21 protein-coding genes are annotated in these 23,764 nt (G+C 65.7%); 6 read left to right on the plus strand and 15 right to left on the minus strand.

Annotation, left to right across the window (positions count from 1 at the left end):
• Positions 1–254 precede the first annotated feature (254 nt).
• Positions 255–1,082: a LysR family transcriptional regulator gene (locus ACODRW_RS04640; protein WP_488905261.1), complete on the minus strand. Its 828-nt coding sequence runs from the start codon at positions 1,080–1,082 to the stop codon at positions 255–257.
• A gap of 115 nt (positions 1,083–1,197) precedes the next feature.
• Between ACODRW_RS04640 and ACODRW_RS04645 the strand changes: the two genes are divergently transcribed.
• Positions 1,198–1,920, plus strand: coding sequence for an SDR family oxidoreductase (locus ACODRW_RS04645; protein WP_107801234.1), 723 nt, complete (start codon positions 1,198–1,200; stop codon positions 1,918–1,920).
• Positions 1,921–1,966: 46 nt separating this feature from the next.
• Here ACODRW_RS04645 and ACODRW_RS04650 read toward each other — a convergent pair whose 3' ends face one another.
• The 5 genes from ACODRW_RS04650 to ACODRW_RS04670 form a co-directional block, all read right to left on the minus strand.
• Positions 1,967–2,731 carry a DeoR/GlpR family DNA-binding transcription regulator gene (locus tag ACODRW_RS04650; protein WP_107801233.1) on the minus strand — a complete coding sequence of 255 codons (765 nt, stop codon included), beginning with the start codon at positions 2,729–2,731 and terminating at the stop codon, positions 1,967–1,969.
• Positions 2,732–2,789: 58 nt separating this feature from the next.
• Positions 2,790–3,884, minus strand: coding sequence for an NAD(P)/FAD-dependent oxidoreductase (locus ACODRW_RS04655; RefSeq protein WP_488905262.1), 1,095 nt, complete (start codon positions 3,882–3,884; stop codon positions 2,790–2,792).
• A 79-nt stretch (positions 3,885–3,963) separates the two neighbouring features.
• Positions 3,964–5,988, minus strand: coding sequence for a choline BCCT transporter BetT (gene betT / locus ACODRW_RS04660; RefSeq protein WP_235085715.1), 2,025 nt, complete (start codon positions 5,986–5,988; stop codon positions 3,964–3,966).
• Positions 5,989–6,138: 150 nt separating this feature from the next.
• A complete protein-coding gene (locus tag ACODRW_RS04665) occupies positions 6,139–7,527 on the minus strand; it encodes an aminopeptidase P family protein (RefSeq protein WP_253314985.1) in 1,389 nt (462 codons plus the stop codon).
• 105 nt (positions 7,528–7,632) lie between these two features.
• Entirely contained in the window at positions 7,633–8,841 is a 1,209-nt protein-coding gene (locus ACODRW_RS04670) for a benzoate/H(+) symporter BenE family transporter (RefSeq protein ID WP_253314984.1), read from the minus strand.
• Between the two features lie 115 nt (positions 8,842–8,956).
• Here ACODRW_RS04670 and ACODRW_RS04675 point away from each other — a divergent pair, with 115 nt between their 5' ends.
• Positions 8,957–10,384 (plus strand): aminotransferase-like domain-containing protein, encoded by a 1,428-nt coding sequence (locus tag ACODRW_RS04675; RefSeq protein ID WP_235085722.1) that lies wholly within the window; start codon positions 8,957–8,959, stop codon positions 10,382–10,384.
• A 49-nt stretch (positions 10,385–10,433) separates the two neighbouring features.
• On the opposite strand, the gene aroG is transcribed toward ACODRW_RS04675, so the two are convergent.
• The 6 genes from aroG to ACODRW_RS04705 form a co-directional block, all read right to left on the minus strand.
• Positions 10,434–11,495: a 3-deoxy-7-phosphoheptulonate synthase AroG gene (gene aroG, locus ACODRW_RS04680; protein WP_235085726.1), complete on the minus strand. Its 1,062-nt coding sequence runs from the start codon at positions 11,493–11,495 to the stop codon at positions 10,434–10,436.
• A gap of 232 nt (positions 11,496–11,727) precedes the next feature.
• Complete coding sequence (gene dksA / locus ACODRW_RS04685) at positions 11,728–12,138, minus strand: RNA polymerase-binding protein DksA (RefSeq protein WP_019102526.1); 411 nt, start codon at positions 12,136–12,138, stop codon at positions 11,728–11,730.
• Between the two features lie 284 nt (positions 12,139–12,422).
• Complete coding sequence (locus ACODRW_RS04690; RefSeq protein WP_107801226.1) at positions 12,423–12,728, minus strand: c-type cytochrome; 306 nt, start codon at positions 12,726–12,728, stop codon at positions 12,423–12,425.
• A gap of 92 nt (positions 12,729–12,820) precedes the next feature.
• The gene (locus ACODRW_RS04695) at positions 12,821–13,402 is read right to left on the minus strand and encodes a YggT family protein (RefSeq protein ID WP_107801225.1); all 582 of its coding nucleotides are present in this window, start codon (positions 13,400–13,402) and stop codon (positions 12,821–12,823) included.
• Between the two features lie 8 nt (positions 13,403–13,410).
• On the minus strand, positions 13,411–14,214 hold the full coding sequence (gene proC, locus ACODRW_RS04700; protein WP_107801224.1) for a pyrroline-5-carboxylate reductase: 804 nt from the start codon (positions 14,212–14,214) through the stop codon (positions 13,411–13,413).
• Positions 14,215–14,267: 53 nt separating this feature from the next.
• Positions 14,268–14,960 (minus strand): YggS family pyridoxal phosphate-dependent enzyme, encoded by a 693-nt coding sequence (locus tag ACODRW_RS04705; protein WP_488905263.1) that lies wholly within the window; start codon positions 14,958–14,960, stop codon positions 14,268–14,270.
• 268 nt (positions 14,961–15,228) lie between these two features.
• Here ACODRW_RS04705 and ACODRW_RS04710 point away from each other — a divergent pair, with 268 nt between their 5' ends.
• On the plus strand, positions 15,229–16,266 hold the full coding sequence (locus tag ACODRW_RS04710; RefSeq protein ID WP_043589321.1) for a type IV pilus twitching motility protein PilT: 1,038 nt from the start codon (positions 15,229–15,231) through the stop codon (positions 16,264–16,266).
• 46 nt (positions 16,267–16,312) lie between these two features.
• Positions 16,313–17,449, plus strand: a complete 1,137-nt coding sequence (locus ACODRW_RS04715) for a PilT/PilU family type 4a pilus ATPase (RefSeq protein ID WP_048412756.1) — start codon at positions 16,313–16,315, stop codon at positions 17,447–17,449.
• Between the two features lie 141 nt (positions 17,450–17,590).
• Here ACODRW_RS04715 and ACODRW_RS04720 read toward each other — a convergent pair whose 3' ends face one another.
• Positions 17,591–18,178: a TetR/AcrR family transcriptional regulator gene (locus tag ACODRW_RS04720; RefSeq protein WP_488905264.1), complete on the minus strand. Its 588-nt coding sequence runs from the start codon at positions 18,176–18,178 to the stop codon at positions 17,591–17,593.
• 334 nt (positions 18,179–18,512) lie between these two features.
• Here ACODRW_RS04720 and ACODRW_RS04725 point away from each other — a divergent pair, with 334 nt between their 5' ends.
• Together ACODRW_RS04725 and ACODRW_RS04730 are read left to right on the plus strand one after the other, a co-directional pair.
• Positions 18,513–20,429, plus strand: coding sequence for a sensor domain-containing diguanylate cyclase (locus tag ACODRW_RS04725; RefSeq protein ID WP_488905265.1), 1,917 nt, complete (start codon positions 18,513–18,515; stop codon positions 20,427–20,429).
• A gap of 52 nt (positions 20,430–20,481) precedes the next feature.
• Positions 20,482–21,189 carry a pseudouridine synthase gene (locus ACODRW_RS04730; RefSeq protein WP_107802064.1) on the plus strand — a complete coding sequence of 236 codons (708 nt, stop codon included), beginning with the start codon at positions 20,482–20,484 and terminating at the stop codon, positions 21,187–21,189.
• Between the two features lie 449 nt (positions 21,190–21,638).
• Here the strand turns inward: ACODRW_RS04730 and fepB are convergent, their stop codons facing one another.
• Positions 21,639–22,646: a Fe2+-enterobactin ABC transporter substrate-binding protein gene (gene fepB / locus ACODRW_RS04735; RefSeq protein WP_488876709.1), complete on the minus strand. Its 1,008-nt coding sequence runs from the start codon at positions 22,644–22,646 to the stop codon at positions 21,639–21,641.
• A 106-nt stretch (positions 22,647–22,752) separates the two neighbouring features.
• The gene (locus tag ACODRW_RS04740; RefSeq protein ID WP_488905266.1) at positions 22,753–23,574 is read right to left on the minus strand and encodes a M949_RS01915 family surface polysaccharide biosynthesis protein; all 822 of its coding nucleotides are present in this window, start codon (positions 23,572–23,574) and stop codon (positions 22,753–22,755) included.
• Positions 23,575–23,764: the final 190 nt, after the last annotated feature.

The following is a 23,764-nucleotide window of genomic DNA, read 5'->3' on the forward strand; positions in this document are numbered from 1 at the left end:
TGTTTACGATCTGCTGCGCGTTGTGAAATGTGACACGGTGAGTACCGCTTCGAAATGCTCATGTACCACGTGTACATTCCGCTTTCTCAGCCGTTTTCGCCTTGTCTCGCTTTAGCTCGCGAGACTTTGAACAGGTTCTAAGACCAAGCGCGGCTGACAAAACCGCTGATGCCGTGCTCAAGGGACTGGTTACGTCGGCGCGTCTTGCCTCAGCCGTAAAACTGAGTTTTGTCAGCCGCTGTTAAAACAGGTCCTCAGCCGCCGGCCAGGCCTTGTTTCAAACGGGCCAGCGCCGGCTTGGCCAAGGCGTCCGGCGCGTAGCACAGGCCGACGCGGCGGCTGAGTTCCGCCTGTTCCAGCCGCACGCAGCGCAGCTCGGGGTGGTCCTTGGCCAGCCCCTGCGGGACGAAGGCGACGCCGGCGCCGGCCGCGGCCAGCGTCGCCGCCTGTTGCAGGGTGGCGCAGCGCGCCGCCACCGCCAGTTCCCGCGCCGCCTCGCCCAACAGGCTGGCGAAGCGCTGGTGCGACGGATGGTCCGGGCAGGCGATCAGGTCCTGGCCCAGCAGTTGTCCCGGCCGTAGCAGCGGCTGTCCCGCCAGCGGCGCGTCGGCGCGCATCGCCAGCACATAATCCTCTTCCCACAGCGGCAGGAACAGTTCGTCCTCGCAACGATTGGCCTCCTCGTCCAGCCGCGCGTCGCCGGCGCAGCCCGCCGCCAGTTCCAGCAGCAAGCCGTCCACAGCGCGGTAGGCCGCCGCCAACACGCGCGCCACGTCGGCCTGGCCCAGGTCCGCCGCCACTCCCAGCGTCAGCGGCAGGCAGTCCTGCCGGCCGCGAAACAGCTGTGTCAGGCTGTCGGCTTCTTCCACCAGCCGCCGCGCCGCCGGGTACAGCAGCCGGGCGGCGTCGGTTACTTCCACCCCGCGCGGCTGACGCTGGAACAGCGCGGCCCCCAGCTGTTCTTCCAGTTGCCGGATGGTGGCGGACAGCGCAGGCTGGCTCAGGTAGAGACGCGCCGAGGCCTGGGTGATGTTGCGCTCTTCGAATACAGCGATGAAGGCTTTGAGTGAGCGGATATCCATAAATTAAACCGATGGCAGCAAGTGGAATAAACGATTTTTCGTGGAATCGTCAGCGAATTATAGTGCTGCTCAAGGATTTGATATCAGTTATTTCTATTGCTAAAGGAGAAGTTCCATGAGTAAGGCTCTCATTGTCATCACCGGCGCCAGCTCCGGCATCGGCGCCGCCACCGCCCGTTTGTTGTCGCAACAAGGCCATCCGCTCTTGCTATTGGCGCGTCGGGTGGAGCGGCTGGAAGCGCTGGCCTTGCCCAATACCTTGTGCCGCGCGGTGGACGTGACCGACCGCGCCCAGCTGGCCGCCGCGGTGGCGGAGGCGGAGGGCCGCTTCGGGCCGGTGGACGCCATCGTCAACAACGCCGGCGTGATGTTGCTGGGACAGATGGCCGAGCAGGCGCCGGAGGAGTGGAAAACCATGTTCGACGTCAATGTGCACGGCCTGCTCAACGGCATCCACGCGGTGCTGGGCGGCATGGTGGAGCGCAAGCGCGGCACGGTGATCAATATCAGCTCGGTGGCCGGGCGCAAGACCTTCCCCAACCATGTGGCCTATTGCGGCACCAAGTTCGCGGTGCACGCGATGTCTGAGAATCTGCGCGAGGAAGTGGCGGACCACGGCGTGCGGGTGGTGACGATAGCGCCGGGCGCGGTGGACACCGAGTTGCTGTCGCATACCAGCAGCGAGGCGATCAAGGCCGGTTACGAAGCCTGGAAACAGGAGATGGGCGGCGTGTTGGCGGCGGAAGACGTGGCCAGCGCCATCGTCTACGCCTATCAGCAGCCGCAGAATGTGTGCATTCGCGAGATCGTGCTGGCGGCGACGCGGCAGCAGCCCTGAGACGCGGCGCAAGGCGGACGGACCTTGAGCGGGCTCCGAGGCCGGCTCAGTCCGCCACGTACAATTGGGTATCCGCCTCCCGCATCAGCTCGACGACGGCGGGCGGCGGCGGCTGGTCGGTGAACAGCGCGTCTATCTGCGACAGATGGCCCAGCTCCACCAGCGCCGGGCGGTCGAACTTGCTGTGGTCGGCGGCCAGGAAGACATGGCGGGATTGCTGGATGATGGCCTCGGCGCTGCGCACCTCGCGGTAGTCGTAATCGCGCAGCGTGCCGTCCAGCTCGATGCTGGAAATGCCGATGATGCCGTAATCGACGCGGAACTGGCGGATCAGCTGCACCGTGGCCTCGCCGGTGATGCCGCGGTCGCGTTTGCGCAGCATGCCGCCCAGCACGATGACTTCGCAGTCCGGGTAGTCGCACATGGTGTCCGCCACGTGCAGATTATTGGTGATCACCCGCAGGCCGCGGTGCTGGTGCAGCGCCTTGGCCACTTCCTCGGTGGTGGTGCCCAGATTGATGAACAGCGAAGCGTTGTCCGGGATGTGGCGGGCCAGGCATTCGGCGATGCGGCGCTTTTCGTCTATGCACAGCACCTGCCGCGCCTGGTAGGCGACGTTCTCCACGCTGGACAGCACGCTGGCGCCGCCGTGATAGCGTTGCAGCAACTGATGCTCGGCCAGCAGCGCGATGTCGCGGCGTATGGTCTGCCGGGTGACGGAGAAATGTTCGGCCAGCTTTTCCACGCTGACGTAGCTGTCGCGTTTGACCATGGCCAGCAATTCCTGCTGGCGTTGATTCAGAATGAGCATAGACTGCGAGGCGGCGGGTTGGGACGGTTCGATTGTAAGCGGACAACTCGTCCCGGCGCTATGCCGTCAGCGTCGCCGCCGCGTATTCGGCCAGCGCCAGGCTGGCGGTGAGGCCGGGGGATTCGATGCCGTAGAGTTGGAGCAGGCCGGGCACGCGGTGCTGCGCCGGCCCCTGGATCAGGAAGTCCGCGTCCGGCGCGCCGGGTCCGGCGATCTTGGGGCGGATGCCGGCGTAGGCCGGCGCCAGCGCCTGTTCCGGCAGCGCCGGCCACCAGCGGCGGACGCCGGCGTAGAAGCGCTCCGCGCGTGCCGGGTCCACTTGGTAGTCGATGGCGTCCACCCATTCCAGGTCCGGGCCGAAGCGAGCCTGGCCGGCCAGGTCCAGCGTCAGATGCGTGCCCAGGCCGCCGGCCTCGGGCAGCGGGTAGATCAGGCGCTGGAACGGCGAGCGGCCTTGCAGCGCGAAATAGACGCCGCGCGCGTAATAGGGCGTGGGAATGGTTTCACGTGGAACCCCGGCAATGCTGGCCGCCGCCCGCGGCGCCCACGCGCCGGCGGCGTTGACCGTCAGCTCTGCGCGTAGCCGCATGCCGGCGATGTTCAGCTCCAAACCGTCGCCGCTCACGCGGCCGTCTTGCAGCGGGGAGTTCAAGGCCAACGTCGCGCCGTGGGCCTCGGCGTCGGCCAGCAGGGCCAGCATCAGGCCGTGGCTGTCTATTATGCCGGTGGACGGCGACAACAGCGCGGCGCGGGCCTGCAAGGCCGGCTCCAGCGCCTGAAGCTGTTCCGCGTCCAGCCAGCGCAGATCATCGACGCCGTTGGCGGCGGCGCGCTGTTGCAAGGCTTGCAGCCGCGGCAGTTCGGCCTCGTTTGCGGCGACGACGAGCTTGCCGCAGCGCCGGTGGGCAATCGCGCGCTGGGCGCAGTAGTCGTACAGCCGCTGGCGGCCGGCCACGCAGAGCCGCGCTTTCAGGCTGCCGGGCGGATAGTAGAGCCCGGCGTGGATCACTTCGCTGTTGCGGCTGGACGCATGCTGGCCGATGGCGCTTTCCGCTTCCACGATGAGGACTTCGCGGCCGGCCATCGCCAGCTGCCGCGCCACGGCCAGGCCGATCACGCCGGCGCCTATCACCACGCATTCCACGGTTTCCATCGCGCTTCCCATCATGCCGGATTGAATAGCGCATGGTGCGACGCCGCGACGGCGGCGTCCAGCCCGGCGGCGCGGAGGTCTATGAGGCGGCGGACTGCGCTTGCCGGCTGAGGTGGAGGTAGTGCAGATGCCGTTCGTACTGGTCCAGGATGTCGGCGATGATCTGTTCCTTGTGGTAGCCCCACAGGCTGTAGCCCTGGCTGCCGTCCTGCAAGTGCACTTCCAATCGGCAGTAATGGCCGGGCGCGGCGCGGATGGCGAAGGAGGGCGTGGCCGCCATGGCGGCCTGGATGCGGTAGCGGAAGGCGGCGTCGCCGTCGCCGGCGATGAGCAGGCCCAGCCGCGGCAGGCCGGTCTGCGGGTCTGTTTCCTGTTCCAGCCGCGCCTTGGCGCCGCGCTGGCGCAGCGCGGCGCAAACCTCGCGCAAGGCCGGGAGACAGCTGTGTTCCAGCATGGTCCGGGTCTGGTCCGCGTCCGGATAGCTCATCGCCCGGCTCAGCCGCTGCTGCCAGTTCAGCCGCGGATCGGAGTGGGCGTAGGTGCGGCCGGACAGCGAGCCGGCCAGGCTGGCCTGGCGGCTGTCTTCGCGCATGCCTTCGCGCCGCAGCGCCTTGTACAAGCCGGCCATGATGAAGAACATCACGAAAGAGAAGGGCAAGCCCATGATGATGGTGGCGTTCTGCAGCGTGGGCACGCCGCCCACCATCAGCATGGACAGCGTCAGGATGCCGATGGCCAGCGACCAGAAAATGCGCAGCCACTTGGGCGCGTCGCTGGCCGGGTCCTTGAGAATGGAGGTGAAGTTGCCCAGCACCAGCGCGCCGGAGTCGGCCGAGGTGACGTAGAACAGCAGACCGGTGACGGTGGCGAGCAGGGCGCTGAAACCGGTCCACGGGTATTGCGCCAGCAGCGAATAGAACGCCCGTTCCGGCGTCTCCATCGCGGTCTTGCCGAAGCTCTGGTTGCCGGCCAGCACCAGGTCCAGCGCGCTGTTGCCGAAGATGGAAATCCAGATCAAGGTGAACACGAAGGGGATGACCAGGGTGCCGATGATGAATTGGCGCAGGGTGCGGCCGCGCGAGATGCGCGCCAGGAACAGGCCGACGAAGGGCGCCCAGGCCACCCACCAGGCCCAGAAGAACAGGGTCCAGGCATTCAGCCAGTCCACCGGGCGCTGGAAGGCGAAGGTGTTCAGGGTCATGCCGGCGAAGCCGTTCAGGTAGTCGCCCACGTTCAGCACCAGGCCGTTGAGCAGGAACACGGTATTGCCGCTGAACAGCACGAACAGAATTAGCAGGATGGCCAGCAGCACGTTCAATTCCGATAGCCGGCGGATGCCCTTGTCCACGCCGGAGACCACGGACAGGGTGGCCATCGCCACCGACAGCAGGATCAGCAAGGCCTGCGCCAGCACCCCTTCCGGAATGTCGAACATGAAGCGCAGGCCGTAGTTGAGCTGCACCACGCCTATGCCCAGCGAGGTGGCGATGCCGAAGATGGTGCCGAGCACGGCGGCGATGTCGACGCCGTGGCCGAGCGCGCCGTGGATGCGGCGGCCGAAGATGGGATAGAGGGCCGAGCGGATGCTGAGCGGCAATTGATGGCGATAGCTGAAGTAGCCCAAGGCCATGCCCATCAACGCGTACATCGACCAGCCGGTGATGCCGTAGTGGAACAGGGTCCAGGACATGGCCTGGCGCGCGGCGGCGTGGGTGCCGGGCGCGCCCTCGGGCGGGGCCAGCAGGTGGGTGACCGGTTCGGCCACCGAGAAAAACATCAGGTCGATGCCGATGCCGGCGGCGAACAGCATCGCGCCCCAGGTGAACAGGCTGTATTCCGGCCGCGAATGGGCCGGACCCAGCTTGATGCTGCCAAAGCGGGAACAGGCGATGACGAGGACGAACAAGACATAGAGCGTGGCGGCCAGGAAGTAGTACCAGCCAAAGCCCTCGGTGATCCAGCCCAGCACCTGGGCCATGACGCGGGCGGCGGCGTCGGCGTCCAGCATCGCCCACAGCGCCAGCGCCAGAATGCAGCTGGACGAACCGAGGAACACCGTGCGGTTGAGGCGGTCTGTCGCCCCGGTTTCCGGTAATGCAGCCATGTAGGGGTCTCCCGATGCTGACGCAAGGAAAGACCGACACTAGCATCGGCCCGCGGCGGGGGCTGGTCAGAATGCGACGCGGGGGCGAGCGCAGGCGACCGGGCGTGAAAAAGCCGCCCATGGGCGGCTGGAAGGCGGGAGCGGCGGGTTTCAACCGGCCATCGCGGCTTCGACTTCTTCCACCGTCTTGGGAATCGGCGCGCCCAGCACGCGGCTGCCGTCGGCGGTGACCAGCACATTGTCTTCGATGCGGATGCCGCCGAAGTCCTGGTATTCGCGGAATTTGTCGTAGTCGATGTACTGGCTGTGGCGGCCTTCGGCGGCCCAGGCTTCGATCAGCGCCGGGATGAAGTACATGCCGGGCTCCACCGTCACCACCATGCCTTGTTTCAGCGGCTTGCCCAGACGCAGGTAGCCCAGGCCGAACAGCGGGCTGCGCTCGGTGTCCTCGCCGTAACCCACCAGGTCTTCGCCCAGGCCTTCCATATCGTGCACGTCCATGCCGATTTGATGGCCAAGGCCGTGCGGGAAGGCGATGGCGTAGGCGCCGGATTCAACGATATCGTTGGCGTCGCCCTGGAAGAAGCCCAGCGCGCTCATTCTTTCCACCATCAGCCGCGCGGACAGCTTGTGCACGTCCAGATAGCGCACGCCCGGCTTCATCGCCTCGATGGCGGCCAGCTGCATGTCCAGCACGATATTGTACAGTTCGCGCTGGCGCGGGCTGAACTTGCCGCCCACCGGGAAGGTGCGGGTGATGTCGCTGGCGTAGCCGCCGCCGGAGGTACAGCCGGTGTCGTTCAGCGCCAGGTCGCCGCTTTCCAGGCGGTTGTCGTGGTGATGGTTGTGCAGCACTTCGCCGCGGCGGGAGAAGATGGACGGATAGGCCAGCTGCCAGTCGCGGCGGCGCATGATGCCTTCCATCTCGCCCACCACCTCGTATTCCATCACACCGGGTTTGGCGTGGCGCATCGCGGCGACGTGCATGTCGCGGGTCACCGCCAGCGCCGCTTCCATTTCGGCGATTTCTTCGTCGCCCTTGATTTCGCGCAGCGCCACCACGGCATGGGTCAGCGGCGCGGAGAAGCCGTCCTTGACCTTGGCCGGATGAACGTCCAGCAAGCGGCCCATTTCAATCAGGGTCTCGCCGCGGTACGGCGCCAGGTAATGGACGGCGCGGCCGGCGGCGCGCGCGGCGCTCAGCGCGGAGGCCAGTTCGGCGTAGCCGCGGCTGTGTGTCAGGCCGGCCAGCGCGGCGCGTTCGGCCAGGCTGGGCAGCGGGCCGGTCCAGACGATGTCGGCCACGTCCGGATCGTTGCCGAACAGCGTCGCTTCGCCGCTGTCGGCGTCGATGAGGCCGGCCAGGCCCGGTTCGTTCAGGCCGAAGAAATAACGGAAGCTGGAGTCCTGCACGAAGGGCAGGGTGTTGTCGTGATAGTTCATCGGCGAATCGACATTGCCGACAAACAGCAGCAGGCCGGACAGGCCGGCCGCTTGCAGACGGGCGCGGCGTTGCGCGTATACGGTGGCAGCGAACATGGTTTCCTCGAGGGTGGGCAGGGTCCGCCCGGTTCGGTCGCCGCGCGGAATATTGTATCCAGTCCCTTAACTTATCATGCCCGCCGCCGGGCTGCCAGTGCCGGTTCAGCCGCGCTGGCCGACGGCGGCTTCGGCCTGCCGGGCCTTGGCCGGCCGCAGGATCAAGGCCACCGCGCCGCCGGCCAGCAAGGCCCACAGCGGCGCGCCCAGGCCGGCGATGCTGACGCCGGAGGCCGCCACCACGAAGGTGATCAGCGCCGCTTCGCGGCGGCCCTCGTCGCTTAGCGCCGCGCTCAAGGAGGACGCCAGGGTGCCGAACAGCGCCAGCCCGGCGGCGGTGGCCACCAGCGCCTTGGGCAGGGTCAGGATCAGGCTGGCCAGCGCTCCGCCGGCCGCGCCTATCGCCAGATAGAGCGCGCCGCAGATCACGCCGGCCACATAGCGGCGTTTGGGATCGGGGTGGGTTTCCGGTCCGGTGCAGATGGCGGCGGTGATCGCCGCCAGCACCACGCCGTGGCCGCCGAAGGGCGCGGTCAGCATGGACACCGCGCCCAGCAGCGACACCGGCGAGCGGGCCGGGATGCGGTAGCCGGAGGAGGCCAGCACCGCCATGCCGGGCAGGAATTGACCGGTCAGCGCCACCAGCGCCAGCGGCAAGGCCAGATTGAAGAAGGCGCTCCACGACCATTGCGGCGTGGTGAACAGCGGACCGCCGCCGCCTCCGCCGTGGGCCGGCAGCGGCTGGAACAGGCCTTGCGCCGCCGCCAGCAGCAGGCCCAGCAGGATGGCGGCCGGCAGCGCGTAGCGCGGGAAGAAGCGGCGGCCAACGAAGAACAGCGCGGCCATGCTGACCACCAGCAGCGGATCGTGGCCGGCGGCGCTGGCCAGTTCGGCGACGAAGCGGAACAGGATGCCGGCCAGCATCGCCGCCGCCAGCGCGGCGGGGAACACCTTCATCAGCCGGTCGAACAGGCCGCTGACGCCCAGCAGGGTGACGATGGCGGCGGCGGCCAGGAAGGCGCCCACCGCCTCGCCGTAGGGCACGCCGGGCAGGGCAGCCAGCAGCAGGGCCGCGCCGGGGGTGCTCCAGGCGGTGATCACCGGCGCTTTCCAGCGCCAGGACAGGTAGAGGCCGGCCACGCCGGAGCCGATGGACACCGCCCAGATCCAGGAGCCGAGCTGGGCCGGGGACAAGCCGGCGGACTGGGCGGCGTGGACGATGATGAGGAAGGGGCCGGAATAGCCGACCAATAAGGCCAGCGCCGCGGCCAGCGCGGCGGAGGGCGACAGGTCGCGCCAGAAGGTGGACGGCATGATGCGCTTTCTTGCGATGAAAAGTAGGGCCAGCCTAGCGCAAGCGCCGCGCCTCGCCTTCCCACAGCCGACGCAAACAGTTTATGCTGCGCACAATCTGTTCTATATAACAGCGATGACTGATTCCCTGTATCTACGCATTGCCGCGGACATCGAGCGCGGGCTGGACAGCGGCGAGTACCCGCCCGGCAGCCGGCTGCCCTCGGTGCGCCGCCTGGCCGCCCTGCACGGCGTCAACGTCTTGACCGCGCTGGCGGCTTACCGCCATCTGGAGCGCCGGCAACGCGTCAGCGCCCGGCCGCGCGCCGGCTTTTTCGCCGCCTTGCCCAGCCGCGCGCAGCAGGCGCATGCCCGGGACGACGGCTTGCCGTCGGCCGCGACCCTGGTGCGGGTGGATAGCCGCATGTCGCAATTGATCGAATGGTCGGGCCTGGACATCGGCACTCAGCTGCACATGGCGGAAGCGCACGGCAGCATGTATCCGGCGGCGGCGCTGGCGCGTCGGCTGCAACAGACGCTGAACCAGCGGCCGGAGCTGATCGGCGCCTATCTGCCGCGCGGCGAACAGGCGCGGCTGCACCGGCTGGTGTGCGGGCTGGCGGCGCAGTGGCAGCTGGCGCTGGAGCCGGACGCCATCCTGTTCACCCACGGCATCACCGAGGCGATCAGCCTGTCGCTGCGCTTGCTGACCCGGCCGGGCGACACCGTGGCGGTGGAGACGCCGGTGTACTTCGGCCTGCTGCAAACCCTGGAGGCCCTGGGACTGAAAGCGCTGGAAATTCCGTGCACGCCGGACGCCGGCCTGTCGCTGGAGGCGCTGGAGTTCGCCTTGCGCCACGGACCGGCGCCGCGCTGCCTGGTGACGGTGACCAATTTTCAGAATCCCACCGGCGCCTTGATGCCGGACGAAGCCAAGAAGCGTTTGTTGCAGCTGGCTTACCGTCACGGCCTGACCATCATCGAGGACGATGTGTTCGGCGAGCTTTACTTCGGCGAGCAGCATCCGACGCCGCTGAAGGCCTGGGACAGCCGCGGCGAGGTGATTTACTGCTCATCCTTCACCAAGAGCTTCGCGCCTTCGTTCCGTCTGGGCTGGCTGTCCGGCGGCCGCCATCACGCGGCGCTGGCGCGGCTGAGCAATAGCAGCAGCCTGGTGAGCTCGGCCTTGTATCAGGGCTTGTTGGCGGACGTGCTGGCCGACGGCGACTACGCGCGTTTCGCCGAGCGTTTGCGGCGGCAATTGGCGCGGCAGATGGGCCAACTGGCCGACGCAGTGCTGGCGGCCTTCCCCAAGGGCACGCGGCTGCGGCGGCCGCAGGGCGGTCTGCTGCTGTGGGTGGAATGTCCGGAAGGGCTGGACGCGGGCCGCTTGCTGGAGCGGGCGCTGGCCGAATCCATCAGTTTCGCGCCGGGCCTGGTGTTTTCCGCCGAGCCGCGTTTCGGCCACTGCCTGCGGCTGAACTTCGGCCAGCCGTGGTCGCCGGCGCTGGCGCGGGCGATCGCCACTCTGGGCCGCCTGGCCGGCGAGCAGCTGAGCCAATGAAAACGGCGGAGCGCATGCTCCGCCGCGAGGCTGTCGGCTTGGCGCCGGCTCAGTCTTGACGCGCGCGGCGCGCCTTCACCGCGTCGGCCAGCGTGGTCAGCAGTTTTTCCGTGTCGTCCCAGCCGATGCAGGCGTCGGTGACGCTCTGGCCGTAGGTCAACTCGCAGCCCGGCTTCAGGTCCTGGCGGCCTTCCACCAAGTGGCTTTCCACCATCACGCCGAAGATATTGGCGTTGCCGGCGGCCAGCTGGCCGGCGATGTCGTCGGCCACTTCCATCTGACGACGGTAGTCCTTGCGGCTGTTGGCGTGGCTGAAATCCACCATCAGCTTTTGCGGCAGGCCCACGGAGACCAGTTCCGCCGCCGCGGCGCTCACGTGCTCGGCCGAGTAATTGGGTTCCTTGCCGCCGCGCAGGATCACGTGGCAATCCGGGTTGCCGCCGGTGGAGACGATGGCGGAGTGGCCGGTCTTGGTCACGGACAGGAAATGGTGGGGCACGCTGGAGGAGCGGATGGCGTCCACGGCGATCTTCAGATTGCCGTCGGTGCCGTTCTTGAAACCCACCGGGCAGGACAGGCCGGAGGCCAGTTCGCGGTGCACCTGGCTTTCGGTGGTGCGCGCGCCGATGGCACCCCAGCTGATCAGGTCGGCGAAGTACTGCGGCGTGATCATGTCCAGGAATTCGGTGGCGGCCGGCATGCCCATGTCGTTCAGGGTCAGCAGCAGGCGGCGCGCGATGCGCAGGCCGCTGTTGATGTCGAAGGATTCGTTCAGCAGCGGATCGTTGATCAGGCCTTTCCAGCCGACGGTGGTGCGCGGTTTTTCAAAGTAGACGCGCATCACCACCACCAGCTCCTGCGACAGCTTGTCGCGCAGCGGCGCCAGCTTCTTGGCGTACTCAATGGCGGCTTCGGTGTCGTGGATGGAGCAGGGGCCGATCACCACCAGCAGGCGGTCGTCCTCGCCGCGCAAGAGCGCGGAGATGTCGCGGCGGGCGGCGTAAATCACCTCGGAGGCGGCCTCGGTGATCGGCAGTTCGTACAGGTGGGCGATGGGCGGCAGCAATTCCTTGATTTCGCGGATTCTGACGTCGTCGGTCTGGCGTTGCATAAAGGCGGCTTCCTTGCTATTTCAGTTTTTGCATAGCAGCAAGATAACCGGATTCCACGACGCTAGACAAGCGGCCGGCCTGCTTTAATGCCCTAAATTCATACTAGATGATCGTTAGGGATAAGCTATCGGCTCCCGATTTATCTGCTTGTTTTTCTTGGACGAGGGACAGGCGGACATGAAAAACGCCCCGGATGCGGCCAGGGCGTTTTGCGGGCGAGAGCCGGAACGGTCAGTCGGCGTACTGACGCTTCATGCGTTCGCGGCGTTCCTGGGCTTCCACCGACAGCGTGGCGGTGGGGCGGGCCATCAGGCGGCGCAGGCCGATCGGTTCGCCGGTGTCTTCGCAGAAGCCGTAAGAACCGTCTTCGATCTGGCGCAGCGAGGCCTGGATCTTTTGCAGCAGCTTGCGCTCGCGGTCGCGGGTGCGCAGTTCCAGCGCGTATTCCTCTTCCAGCGTGGCGCGGTCAGCGGGATCCGGCGTGGCTTCCTGCTCTTGCAGGTGATTGGCGGTCGCATTTGCGTTAGAGAGCAACTCCTGCTGCATCTGCAACAACCGGTCTTTGAAAAACTCAAGATGGTCGGCGTTCATGTAATCGTCGCCGGTCCAGTTGAGGATATCCTGTTCGGTTAGTTTGGCCATAATAGGTGCTTCCAGCATAGAGTTGGCAACAGGCGGAGAAGATTACCGGCGCCCCGCTATTTCTGCAACTGTCTTAGGCGCTTAGGTGATATTAACTCCCTGCTGCTGACAATCGGTATAGCGTTGTTTCACTCCGGTAACAAGCCTGAGGCATCGTTAAAAGGGTATTGGCGCAACAGGCTAGGACATAAAATGTCCCGGACAGTTCAAAGGCGGCAATCCGCCGCCTTTTTCCGGGAGCCGGCGCGCCGTGCGGCGTGCCGGGTTTCTAGCGTCGGGATGGCTTATTTCAGCGACAGCACCCATTTGGCCAGCGCGCGCAGGTCCGCGTCCGGGATGTTCGGATGCGGGGTCATCGGCACCGGGCCCCACACGCCGGAGCCGCCGTTCTTGATCTTGGCCATCAGCATGGCTTCCGCGCCTTTCTGGCTGGCGTATTTCTTGGCCACGTCCTTATAGGCCGGACCGACGATCTTCTTGTCCACCGCGTGACAGGCGGTACAGCTGTATTTTTGCGCCAGCTGCATATTGGCGAAGGCGGGAGCGGCGGCGGCGCTCAACAGGGCGGCGGCGAGCAAGGCTTTTTTCATTGGAAGTCTCCTGGTGTGGTGATGCAAATCGGTTGCCAAACGAGCGGCCGCAAAGCGCGGCCGCGAAAAAATATGACAAATAACCTGAATTGCTACAGTACTACCTTGAGTTGGGTCAAGAAGCTTGCTTCCAGCATGCGCACCGGCAGCATCAGGATCACCTGGATGATCAGGAGCAGCACCAGCGGCGACAGGTCCACGCCGCCGATATTGGCCTTGCGGAACGGGCGCAGGAAGGGCCGGGTCAGCGCGTCCAGCACCGGCATCAGCGGGTTGTAGGGGCTGACCCAGCTGAGCACGGCCTGAACGATGACGCTGCCCATCAACAGGGTCAGCGATTGCTTGAACACTTCCAGCAGCGACAGCAGCGACAGCGCCACCCAGACCTGCGGAAAGGTGAAGACTTCCGGCACCGAGCTGAGCAAGGTGACCAGCACATTGGACAGCAGCGCCACCAGCCAGGCCAGCAACATGGTGGCGCTGTCGTAGCCGCGCATCGCCGGCACCAGCTTGCGCAGCGGCAGCACCGCGAAATTGGTGGCGGCCATCACGAACTGGCACAGCGGGTGTTTGAACGGCGCGCGCGCCACTTGCAGATAGAAGCGCAGCAGCAGCACCAGCACGAACAGGCCGCAAAGGGTGTGGATCAGAAAGCGCAAAGTGTCGAAGAACATGATGTGGCTTAGTCCTGGCTGAGTTGTTGGCCCATTTCGATGGAGCGGTCGCGGCAGTCCAGCGTGCCGGCGATGATGGCCTGCTTGACGCCTTCCGCCTCAAAGCGGGCGATGGCGCGTTCGGTGGTGCCGCCCTTGGACATCACATTGGTGCGCAAGGCGGCCACGGACAGCGGGCTTTGCTTGGCCAGTTCCACCGCGCCTTCGAAGGTGGCCAGCACCAGCCGGCGCGCTTCCGCTTCGGAAAAGCCGGTTTGCTGGGCGGCTTCTATCATGCTTTCGATGAAATAGAACACATAGGCCGGGCCGCTGCCGGACACGGCGGTGACGTCGTCGATGCGTTGTTCGTTTTGCAGCCAGACGGTGATGCCGGCCGCCTGCATCACGGTGTTGGCGTCCTGGCGGTCGTCTTCGCTGACGCCCACCGAGGCGAACAGGCCGGACACGCCCTTGCCTATCATCGCCGGGGTGTTGGGCATCACCCGCACCACGCGCTTGCTGCCCAGCCAGCGGCATAGCGCGTCCAGGCGGATGCCGGCGGCGATGGAGATCACCAGCGCGCCGTTGAGCCTGGGCTCAAGCTCCAGGCACAAGTCGCGCAGATGCTGCGGCTTGACCGCCAGCACCACGATGTCGCCGATGCCGAAGGCGTCCGGCAGCGCCGCGCCGCCGCTGACGTCGTATTCCTGGCGCAGCCGTTCCACTTTGCCGGCGTCCGGGTCTACCACGTGGATGCGATGCGCCGCCTGCTTGATCAGGCCGGCGATGATGGCGTTGGCCATATTGCCGCCGCCTATGAAGGTAATCCGCATGCTTTTTCCTTATAAACCGGCCTGAAACCGCTATCGTTTCAAGCCGATGTCATTCAATGATAATGGCGCGCGCCGAAAATGGCCGTACCCACCCGCACCAGGGTGGCGCCTTCGGCGACGGCGACGGCCATGTCGGAGGACATGCCCATGGACAGCGTGTCCAGCGCCAGCCCTTCGGCGATCAGGCGTTCGCGCAGCCTGCGCAGCTGGGCGAACTGAGACGCCAGCCGCACCGTGTCCTCCGTGGGTTCCGGGATGCACATCAGGCCGCGCAGGGTCAGACGCGGCAAGGCCGCCACCGCGCGCGCCAATTCCAGCGCCTGCTCCGGCGCGCAGCCGCTCTTGCTGGCCTCGCCGGACACGTTCACCTGAATGCACACGTTCAGCGGCGGCAGCGCCGCCGGACGTTGCGCCGACAGCCGTTCCGCGATTTTCAGCCGCTCCACCGAGTGGGCCCAGTGCGCCAATTCCGCCACCGCTCGGGTTTTATTGGATTGCATCGGGCCGATGAAGTGCCATTCGATCTCCAGGCCGGCCAGCGCCTCGGCCTTCTGCTGCAATTCCTGCACGTAGTTTTCACCAAAGGCGCGCTGGCCGGCAAGATAGGCTTGCTCGATGTCCGCGGCGGGGAAGGTTTTGCTGACGGCCAGCAAGCGCACCGATCCCGCCGGACGGCCGGCGGCGTGTTCCGCGTCCGCCAGGCGTTGGCGGACTTGCTGCAAGGGTTGGGAGATGGAGTCTGTCATGGCGTCGAGAAATGGTTTGCTGCGGGCGGTGAGGCTTGTTGCCCGGGTTTGGGGTTTCTACAAAGAATCATGGCCGCGCATCATTAATAATATGGGGTGACGGCGATATCCCAAATGGCTGAGTTGAGCTTACAATCAGCGCCAGAGCCGGAAATGCCGGGGTCTCGTTCGGGCGCGTCGCCGACGCGGGCGGTTCTTCATTATTTTTCAAGTGGTCGCCTGGCGGCTGAAACCATGGCGGCGGCGCAGTCATCGTGGAGATTATATTATGGAAATTTCGGAGCTCTTGGCCTTTACGGTCAAGAACAAGGCGTCCGACCTGCACCTGTCCGCCGGGCTGCCGCCGATGATCCGGGTGAACGGCGACATCCGCCGCATCAACCTGCCGCCGATGGACCACCATGACGTGCACGACATGGTGTACGACATCATGAACGATTACCAGCGCAAAATCTTCGAAGACACCTTCGAGTGCGACTTTTCCTTCGACCTGCCCGGCATCGCCCGTTTCCGCGTCAACTCCTTCGTGCAGAACCGCGGCATGGGGGCGGTGTTCCGGGTGATTCCGTCCAAGGTGCTGTCGCTGGAGCAGCTGGGCGCGCCCAAGATCTTCCAGGAAATCGCCGCCTTTCCGCGCGGGCTGGTGCTGGTGACCGGCCCCACCGGCTCAGGCAAGTCCACCACGCTGGCGGCGATGATTGATTTCATCAACGACAACCACTTCTCCCATATCCTGACCGTGGAGGATCCGATCGAGTTCGTCCACGACAGCAAGAAGTGCCTGATCAACCAGCGCGAGCTGGGCTTGCAGACCCACAGCTTCGCCAATGCGCTGAAGTCCGCCCTGCGCGAAGACCCGGACGTGATCCTGGTGGGCGAATTGCGCGATCTGGAAACCATACGTCTGGCGCTGACCGCGGCGGAAACCGGCCACCTGGTGTTCGGCACCCTGCACACCAGCTCCGCCGCCAAGACCATAGACCGTATCGTCGACGTGTTCCCGGCCGGGGAAAAGGAGATGGTGCGTTCGATGCTGTCCGAATCGGTGCGCGCGGTGATCGCCCAGACCCTGCTCAAGACCAAGGACGGCAGCGGGCGGGTGGCCGCGCATGAAATCATGCTGGGCACCCCGGCGATCCGCAACCTGATCCGCGAAAACAAGATCGCCCAGATCAACTCCATGATCCAGACCGGTCAGCAGCACGGCATGCAGACGCTGGACCAGTGTCTACAGGAGCTGGTGCGGCGCAATATGGTGTCGCCGGCGGACGCCAGACAAAAGGCCGCCAACAAGGATCAATTCTGAGCGGGCGCTGCGCTACACTAGAAACGGCGACCCGCGGGACCTCATCATGGAAAAAGACCAGGCTTCCAAGTTCATACTGGATCTGCTGAAGCACGCCACCGGCAAGAACGCCTCCGATGTCTTCATCGCCGCCGACTTTCCGCCGGCGATGAAGATAGACGGCAAGATCACACCGGTGGCGCCGCAGCCCCTGTCCGCCCAGCACACCAAGGAATTGGTGCGCGCGGTGATGAACGACCGGCAGACCGAGGAGTTCGAAACCAAGAAAGAGGCCAACTTCGCGATCAATCCGCCGGGCCTGGGGCGCTTCCGCGTCAGCGCCTATGTGCAGCAGGGCCACGCCGGCATGGTGTTGCGCAAGATCAACACCGAAATCCCCACTTTCGACCAGCTCAACCTGCCGCTGGTCTTGCGCGACATCGCGCTGATCAAGCGCGGGCTGGTGATCTTCGTCGGCGGCACCGGCTCGGGCAAATCCACCTCGCTGGCCGCGCTGGTGGACTGGCGCAACAGCCACAACCACGACCACATCATCACCATCGAAGATCCGATCGAATACGTGCACCAGCACAAAAAGTCCATCATCACCCAGCGCGAGGTGGGCGTGGACACCGATGATTGGGACATCGCCTTGAAGAACACCCTGCGCCAGGCGCCGGACGTGATCCTGATGGGCGAGATCCGCGACCGCGAAACCATGGGCTACGGCTTGCAGTTCGCCGAAACCGGCCACCTGTGCCTGGCCACGCTGCACGCCAACAACGCCAACCAGGCGCTGGACCGCATCCTCAACTTCTTCCCCGAGGAGCGTCATCAACAGGTCTTGATGGATTTGTCGCTGAATATGCGTTCCATCATTTCCCAGCGGCTGGTGCCGATCAAAAGCGGCCGCGGCCGGGTGGCGGCGGTGGAAATCCTGCTCAACAGCCCGCTGGTGTCCGACATGATCTTCAAGGGCGAAATCGCCGGTCTGAAGGAAGTGATGGGCCGCTCGCGCGAGACCGGCATGCAGACCTTCGACCAGTCCTTGTTCGAGCTGTACGAGGCGGATCTGATCAGCTACGAGGACGCTCTGCGCAACGCCGACTCCATCAACGATCTGCGGCTGAAGATCAAGCTTTACAGCGAAGGCTCCAAGTCCAGGGACCCGCTGGAAGGCATAGACCACCTCGACATCGTCTAAAGAGGCCGTTTCCTGTCTGCTGCGCTGCGCGAGATCTCGCGCGGCGGCTAGGCCTCAGCATGCTCACGCGCCGCGCGCTCCTTCCGTTTCTCCCGCCGCAAGGTCTTGTCTCGCGCTTGTCCGCGAGGTTTTGAACGGGTTCTAAGCCCGGGCTTGCAGGGCCAGCGCCGCCGCCGCGGTTTTCAGCAGCCGGTCGGACAGCGTCTCGTCCGAGATGGCGCGGGACAGCAGCAAGGCGCCCACCATCAGGGCCAGGCAGGCTTCGGGCGCCAGCGCCGGCCGAGAGCCGGCCGCCGTGTCGCATTGTTGCGCCTGGCGCAGCGTGTGCAGCAGCGCCTGCAAGCCCTCGGAAAACGCCTGGCGCGTGGCTTTGTCGTGGCGGGCCAGCTCCCCGGCCAGCGCGGCGGCGGCGCAGCCGGAGTCAGGAAAGTCGCGGTGCGCCGCGCTCAGATAATCCTTGGCCAGCCGTTTCAGCCCGGCGCCGTTGGGGGCCTGCTCCAGTTGGGTCTGCCAAATCTCGTTCATGTCCAGCAGCGCCTGGCGACAGGATTGCGCCACCAGATCGTCCTTGCTGTGGAAGTGGGCGTAGAAACCGCCGTGGGTCAGTCCCAGGTCGGCCATCAGATTGGCGATGCCGACATTGGCCACGCCTTCGGCTCGAAAACGCAGCGAGGCCATGGTCAGGATCCGTTGACGGGTTTCGGTCTTGTGAGTTGAGCTGTAGCGCATCGTTGACCTTCCTGTTCGGCTAGAGGGTGGCGCAACGCAATGACGAAGCGGTGATTCCGTTTTAGATGATAGCTATCATTTATTCAATCGCGATGTGAATCAGCAAGATAGCCCGCCCGCCCCCTGCGTGCGTGGCAGTCAAGAAAGCCAAGGAATGACGGCGGAATTTATCCAATATATCTATATTGACTAAAAAGCGGCGTTTCCCGCCTTGCTCCCCGTTCCGGGGACGGCCCGGAACACCGGTCGCGTTCAAGCCGGCGCGCGGGGGACGGATGGTTTCCCCCATTCGCCGGCCGTCGCGGCTGTGCGCTGAGGGAGGGTGGAGACAAGCATGCAGCGATGGAGGGATGCCGCCGCGGGCTTTTGGGCGGCCGCATGGCGGCAGCTGAGCGTGGCCGCGGCCTATTGGGGCTTGGCTCGGCTATTGATGGCCGGCTTCATGAATGCGGAAACCTGGCTGACGCCGGCCTGGTTTCCGGCCGGCCTGGCGATGGCGGTCGCCTTGCGCGGCGGCCAGCGCTACGGCATGGGGCTGGCGGCGGGGTCTTTGCTGTTTAGCCTCTTGTCGCGCCAGTTGCCGCTGGCGGACGCCTTGTTGATCGCCGGCGCCAATACGGTGGGCAGCTTGTTGGGCGCCTTGCTGGTGCGCTACCGCTGCGGCCGGCGCCTGCCCTTGCACAGCCTGTCCTATGTCCAGGCCTTCATCGCCGGCGCGGCGCTGGCCGCGGCCATCGCCGCCATGGGCGGCACGGCGGCCCTGCTGCATGGCCAGCCGCAACTCTTATTGCCGCTGGGGCGTCACTTCATCGCCTGGTGGTTGGCGGACCTGGCCGGCATTTTCAGCCTGACGCCCTGTCTGCTGCTGTTGAGGCGCGCGGTGACAGGCGAAGGCCACGGCGGCCTCGGCTCGCTGGACGGTTTGACCGCCTGGCTGACCTTGCTGGTCGCCGGCCTGGCCATGCTGGGCATAGACGACAGCACCGGACGCTATGCCGCCCTGCCTTATTGCTTCAGCCTGCCTCTGCTGTGGTTTGCGTTTCGCCAGCGCTTGCGGCTGGCCCATGGCCTGTCGCTGGGGATTTTGCTGCTGGCTCTGGCCGGCGGCGTGTCCGGCCACGGCGCTTTCGGGCACGGCGAGCAGGCATTGCTGACTCTCAGCATGCTGATGCTGATCCAGACCACCACCTTGCTGGTGTTCGGCGCGCTGGCGGTGGATCTGCGACGCACCGAGGCCAGGCTGCGCGGGGTCAACCGCCAATTGGAGGGCAAGGTCCGCGTCCGCACCCGCGAACTGGCGGACAGCGAGGCGCGCTTGCGCCTGATGGCCGACGCCGCGCCCTTTCCCTTGGCGATGAACCGTTTGCAGGGCGGCGAGCTGATCTACGCCAATGCCCGCGCCGAGGAGCTGTTCCGCGAACGTCTGGCGCCCGGGCGGCCGCTGCGGGTGCAGGACTTCTACGTGGATCCAACCGAGCGCGAGCGCGTGTCCGCGCTGCTGCGCGTAGGCGGTTGCGTGCGCGACCGCGAAGTGCGGCTGCGCGCCGCCGACGGCCGGGAGTTCTGGGCGCTGATCTCCTGTTCCGTGGTGAGGGCCGACGACGGCTGGTTTGTGATCAACGGCGTCAACGACATCAGCGAGCGCAAACAGCTGGAGCAGGATTTGCTGCAGGCCAACCAGGCGCTGCGCCAGAATCTGAATGAAATAGAACTGCTGCAGCAGGGCTTGCGTGAGCAAGCATTGCGCGATCCGCTGACCGGCCTGTTCAACCGCCGTCATCTGGACGATATTCTGCCGCGCATCCTCAGTCATATGCTGGCGGTGCACAGGGACGTGGCGGTGTTGATGGTCGACGCTGATCATTTCAAGCAGATCAACGACCGGTATGGCCACCCTTGCGGCGACGCGGTGCTGACGGCGCTGGCGGCGCATCTGAGCGACGCCTTCCGCAGCGGAGACATCGTTTGCCGCTACGGCGGCGAAGAGTTCTTCATCCTGCTGCCCGGCGCGTCGCTGAACGACGCCTACGCCAAGGCGCGCCAGCTGTGCCACGATGTGCGCGTTCTGCCCATCGTGGCCGGCGGGCACGATATCCGCGTCACCTTGTCGGTGGGGCTGGCGCTGTGCCCGCTGCACGGCACCGACGCCGGCAGCGTGGTGGCCGCCGCCGACGCGGCCTTGTACCGCGCCAAGAAGGAAGGGCGCGACCGGGTGTGCGTGGCGGATCCCATGCGTCCGCTGGTGTCCTGACGCTCCGGCTTGGCGGCCTGGCGCGTCGGGGGCGGTGTGCTACCATCCGCTGATGGAACTTTACCGACTACTGCAACAACAAGGCTTTGGCGGCCGCAAGGAATGCCGGCAGCTGATCGACTACGGCCTGGTCGAACTCAATGGCGAGATCGTCGACAACTACCGTCAGCAGGTGGAACTGGCCGATATCCGGCAACTGGTGGTGGACGACAAGCCCTGGGACGTGGTGACCGGGCCGCTCTACTTGCTGTTCCACAAGCCCCCCAATTACGAAACCTCGCACAAGCCGCAGCACAATCCCGGCATTTATCGGCTGCTGCCTTATCAGTTCGGCAATCTGGGCATCACCGCCGTGGGCCGGCTGGACGTGGACACCACCGGCCTGATCCTGCTGACCAACGACGGCCAGTTCGTGCACGCGCTCAGCTCGCCCAAGAAGCTGGTGCCCAAGTGCTACCAGGTGACGCTGAAACACGCGGCCAGCGAGGAGTTCATCGCCAAGCTGCAAAGCGGGGTTTATCTGAACGACGAAGGCGCAGAGTTCGCCGCCGACAGCATAGAGCGGCTGGACAGCCATGTGATTCTGCTGACCATCACCCAGGGCAAGTATCACCAGGTCAAACGCATGGTGGCGGCGGCCAGCAACCGGGTGGAACAGCTGCACCGCATCAGCCTGGGCAGCGTGGCGCTGGGCGAGCTGCCGCAGGGCGAATGGCGGCATCTGAGCGCGGAGGAGCTGGCCAGCCTGGGTTGGTCGTGAATCATCCCGCTTGGCGGCAATAAGCGCCGCATGCCGAACAGGCCGCCTTTCAAGGCGGCCTTTTTTGTCGCGCGGCGCGGCGCCGCGCGCCGGCATGGCCGCTCATCAAGTTGATCGCGGCATGGAATGCATTGAAGTGCCCCGAGGCGCGTCCGCGCCCGGGGCTTTTTTGCGCCTGACAAGCGGCGCTTGTGGTGGGAGCCTCCTGATTTGGCCGTGATTTCAGATGGGGGGCTAAATAGGCTTTGCTATCGATACTTTTCCATCGATTGCCATTAATGTAATTTATTTAATGAGTAACATTGTTTATTTACTTAAAAAAATTACACAGCCCCGTCATGGGAAGGCGCTCATGGAGAAGGCGGCGCCGGATGGCGGCGATCAATGTGAAAACAGGCCCGCGCCGTGTCGGGCGCGAGCCTGTCGGGAAGGAAGCCGGCCGCTGCCGGCTATTGGAATTGCCGCGCCAGCCGCGCCAGCAGATTGCGCGAGCTGTAGTAATCCAGGCGGAAGGTGTCGAAGCCGGCGGCGTAGACCTGTTTGCCGCGCACCGCGGCGTTGCCGGCCAGGAAGGGATTGGCCAGCACCTTGGGCACGCTGGGCGCGTCGGCGTTGAACAGCAGGATGCTGTTGCCGCGCAGCCCTTCGGCGAATTTCTCGCCGGACAGCTGCACGATGTCGCGGCGCACGCCCTGGCTGGTGTTGCCCTTGACGCTGTCCGGCGCGGTGGCGAGCGTAAAGCCCAGCGCTTGCAGCAGCTTGCCCTGGGCCGATTCCGGCGTCCAAAGATTGGCCCCGGAGCCGTCCTCGCTGTATACCATGGCGGCGGTGGGCTGCGGCGGCAGCTTCAGCTTGCTTTTCAACTGCGCGACTTCGGCGTCGAAACGGGCGATCACCGCCTGGGCGTCGGCCTCGCGGCCGCTGGCGCGTCCCAGCAGCGTCGCCAGCTCCTGCCAGCTCTTGTCGTCGTAATTGACCACCAGAGTCGGCGCCATCTGGCTTAATTGCTCGTACAGCTTCAGCGCGGAGTCGCCGCCGGTGCCGGCCATCACGATCAGGTCCGGCTGGGCGGCGATGATGGCTTCGGCATTGGGCTCGCCCTGGTAAAGCGGCTGCACGCCCCGTTGCTTGGCCACGGCCCCCCATTGGGTGAAGAAGCCCTGGCCGTCGGTGACTTTGGAATTGGCGGCGCTGCCGCCGCTGGCCACCACCGGGGCGTTGATGGCGAGCAAGGTGCCGGTCAGGGTCACGCTGGTGGACACGATGCGCAGCGGCGGCCGCTCCAGCGTCAACGGACCCTTGGGCGTGCTCAAGGTGCGCGGCCACTGGCCGGCGGCGGCGACGGAGGCGTCGGCGCTTTGCTCAGGCGCGCCGCAGGCGCTCAAGGCCAGAGCCAGGCCGGCGCTCAGCCATAAGCGCAGCGCGGCGCGGCGCGGGCGGGAAAAATCGGAAGCCATGAAAATCCTTAGGATAGACGCGGGTGGTGGCTCCGATTTTATTGCAAACAAGAATTATTATCATAATTACCGAAGGGCAGGTTTGCGAGGGCCGCAAGCCACGCGCTCATTCCTGTTGCTGCTTGAGCCAGTTGTCTTCCTGATGCCGCATCAGCGCAAACCACTGCTGGCGCATGTGGCGAGCAAAAGCCGGCGGCGCCGCGGCGAAGTCGTTTTCGTCGGTGTAACAGCCGGGCAGATAGGGCGGTTCGAAGTCTTTCTCCCAGCCCTTGGCCTGCAGCGCCCGCTGGCCCTGCGGGCTGCAGTCCTCGGGCAGCGGGAGTCCGGTCAGGTGGCCATTGTCCGGGTCCAGCCAGCGCACGCCCTGGCGATCCAGGCCGCGCAGGCCGTATTTGGCTTTGCCGGCGTGAAGAATCAGCTTGTAGTCGTTGGGGCTGACGTCGCTGGCGCAAGCGCTGCGATAGCCGACCACCGTTTCCAGCGCGCCGTCGCGGTTGAGGTCCGGAAAAGCAATGGAGGCCAGATCGAAGGTCGCGCTGGCGTCGAACTCGCAGCGCGTCACGCCGTCGCTGAGCATCCACTGCCGTCGCGGCCTATCCTGGCCCAGCGTGTATTGCGCGGCGTAGAGCGTCGCGCTCTGCGCGCCGTCGGCGCCGCGCGCTTCCTGTCGCTCCGCCAGCACCAGCACGTGCTCGCCGGCGCTGTCCGTCCAGCCGTAGGCGGCGGTCAGCTTGCCGCGCAGCTCGACGCCGGCCGGCACGGCGCTCAGGCGTCGCACTTGGCCGGCGACGGACGGCGCGCTGGCGGTGTCGGCCGGCTCGGCGGCGGGCGGAGGCGGCTGGGGTTTGCAGGCGGTGAGCGTCAGCGTCAGGCCGAGCAACAGCGAGACGCGCAGGCCGGCGGTACGGGGCGCGGGGAGCGGGGGCATGCCGTTCTTCTTGTCATTGATGAAACTGGAATAGTACGGAATACCAGCGACGCGGAACAGCTCCGGCGGCAGAGAGGGGTTGGGGGCAGGGCGGGAACTGACCGATTTGCCGACGATTCATGACGTTGGGGTGATTTTTGCCGGCTGGGGACGCCATAATCCAGGCGGGAGCGCGATCCTCGCGCGATAC

Source organism: Chromobacterium sp. FG89 (assembly GCF_057808735.1).

What these genes read in the sequence shown, in the direction of transcription:
- ACODRW_RS04640 (WP_488905261.1), bottom strand. Translation starts at nt 1,082, where the DNA reads ATGGATATCCGCTCACTCAAAGCCTTCATCGCTGTATTCGAAGAGCGC.
- ACODRW_RS04645 (WP_107801234.1), top strand. Translation starts at nt 1,198, where the DNA reads ATGAGTAAGGCTCTCATTGTCATCACCGGCGCCAGCTCCGGCATCGGC.
- ACODRW_RS04650 (WP_107801233.1), bottom strand. Translation starts at nt 2,731, where the DNA reads ATGCTCATTCTGAATCAACGCCAGCAGGAATTGCTGGCCATGGTCAAA.
- ACODRW_RS04655 (WP_488905262.1), bottom strand. Translation starts at nt 3,884, where the DNA reads ATGGAAACCGTGGAATGCGTGGTGATAGGCGCCGGCGTGATCGGCCTG.
- betT (WP_235085715.1), bottom strand. Translation starts at nt 5,988, where the DNA reads ATGGCTGCATTACCGGAAACCGGGGCGACAGACCGCCTCAACCGCACG.
- ACODRW_RS04665 (WP_253314985.1), bottom strand. Translation starts at nt 7,527, where the DNA reads ATGTTCGCTGCCACCGTATACGCGCAACGCCGCGCCCGTCTGCAAGCG.
- ACODRW_RS04670 (WP_253314984.1), bottom strand. Translation starts at nt 8,841, where the DNA reads ATGCCGTCCACCTTCTGGCGCGACCTGTCGCCCTCCGCCGCGCTGGCC.
- ACODRW_RS04675 (WP_235085722.1), top strand. Translation starts at nt 8,957, where the DNA reads ATGACTGATTCCCTGTATCTACGCATTGCCGCGGACATCGAGCGCGGG.
- aroG (WP_235085726.1), bottom strand. Translation starts at nt 11,495, where the DNA reads ATGCAACGCCAGACCGACGACGTCAGAATCCGCGAAATCAAGGAATTG.
- dksA (WP_019102526.1), bottom strand. Translation starts at nt 12,138, where the DNA reads ATGGCCAAACTAACCGAACAGGATATCCTCAACTGGACCGGCGACGAT.
- ACODRW_RS04690 (WP_107801226.1), bottom strand. Translation starts at nt 12,728, where the DNA reads ATGAAAAAAGCCTTGCTCGCCGCCGCCCTGTTGAGCGCCGCCGCCGCT.
- ACODRW_RS04695 (WP_107801225.1), bottom strand. Translation starts at nt 13,402, where the DNA reads ATGTTCTTCGACACTTTGCGCTTTCTGATCCACACCCTTTGCGGCCTG.
- proC (WP_107801224.1), bottom strand. Translation starts at nt 14,214, where the DNA reads ATGCGGATTACCTTCATAGGCGGCGGCAATATGGCCAACGCCATCATC.
- ACODRW_RS04705 (WP_488905263.1), bottom strand. Translation starts at nt 14,960, where the DNA reads ATGACAGACTCCATCTCCCAACCCTTGCAGCAAGTCCGCCAACGCCTG.
- ACODRW_RS04710 (WP_043589321.1), top strand. Translation starts at nt 15,229, where the DNA reads ATGGAAATTTCGGAGCTCTTGGCCTTTACGGTCAAGAACAAGGCGTCC.
- ACODRW_RS04715 (WP_048412756.1), top strand. Translation starts at nt 16,313, where the DNA reads ATGGAAAAAGACCAGGCTTCCAAGTTCATACTGGATCTGCTGAAGCAC.
- ACODRW_RS04720 (WP_488905264.1), bottom strand. Translation starts at nt 18,178, where the DNA reads ATGCGCTACAGCTCAACTCACAAGACCGAAACCCGTCAACGGATCCTG.
- ACODRW_RS04725 (WP_488905265.1), top strand. Translation starts at nt 18,513, where the DNA reads ATGCAGCGATGGAGGGATGCCGCCGCGGGCTTTTGGGCGGCCGCATGG.
- ACODRW_RS04730 (WP_107802064.1), top strand. Translation starts at nt 20,482, where the DNA reads ATGGAACTTTACCGACTACTGCAACAACAAGGCTTTGGCGGCCGCAAG.
- fepB (WP_488876709.1), bottom strand. Translation starts at nt 22,646, where the DNA reads ATGGCTTCCGATTTTTCCCGCCCGCGCCGCGCCGCGCTGCGCTTATGG.
- ACODRW_RS04740 (WP_488905266.1), bottom strand. Translation starts at nt 23,574, where the DNA reads ATGCCCCCGCTCCCCGCGCCCCGTACCGCCGGCCTGCGCGTCTCGCTG.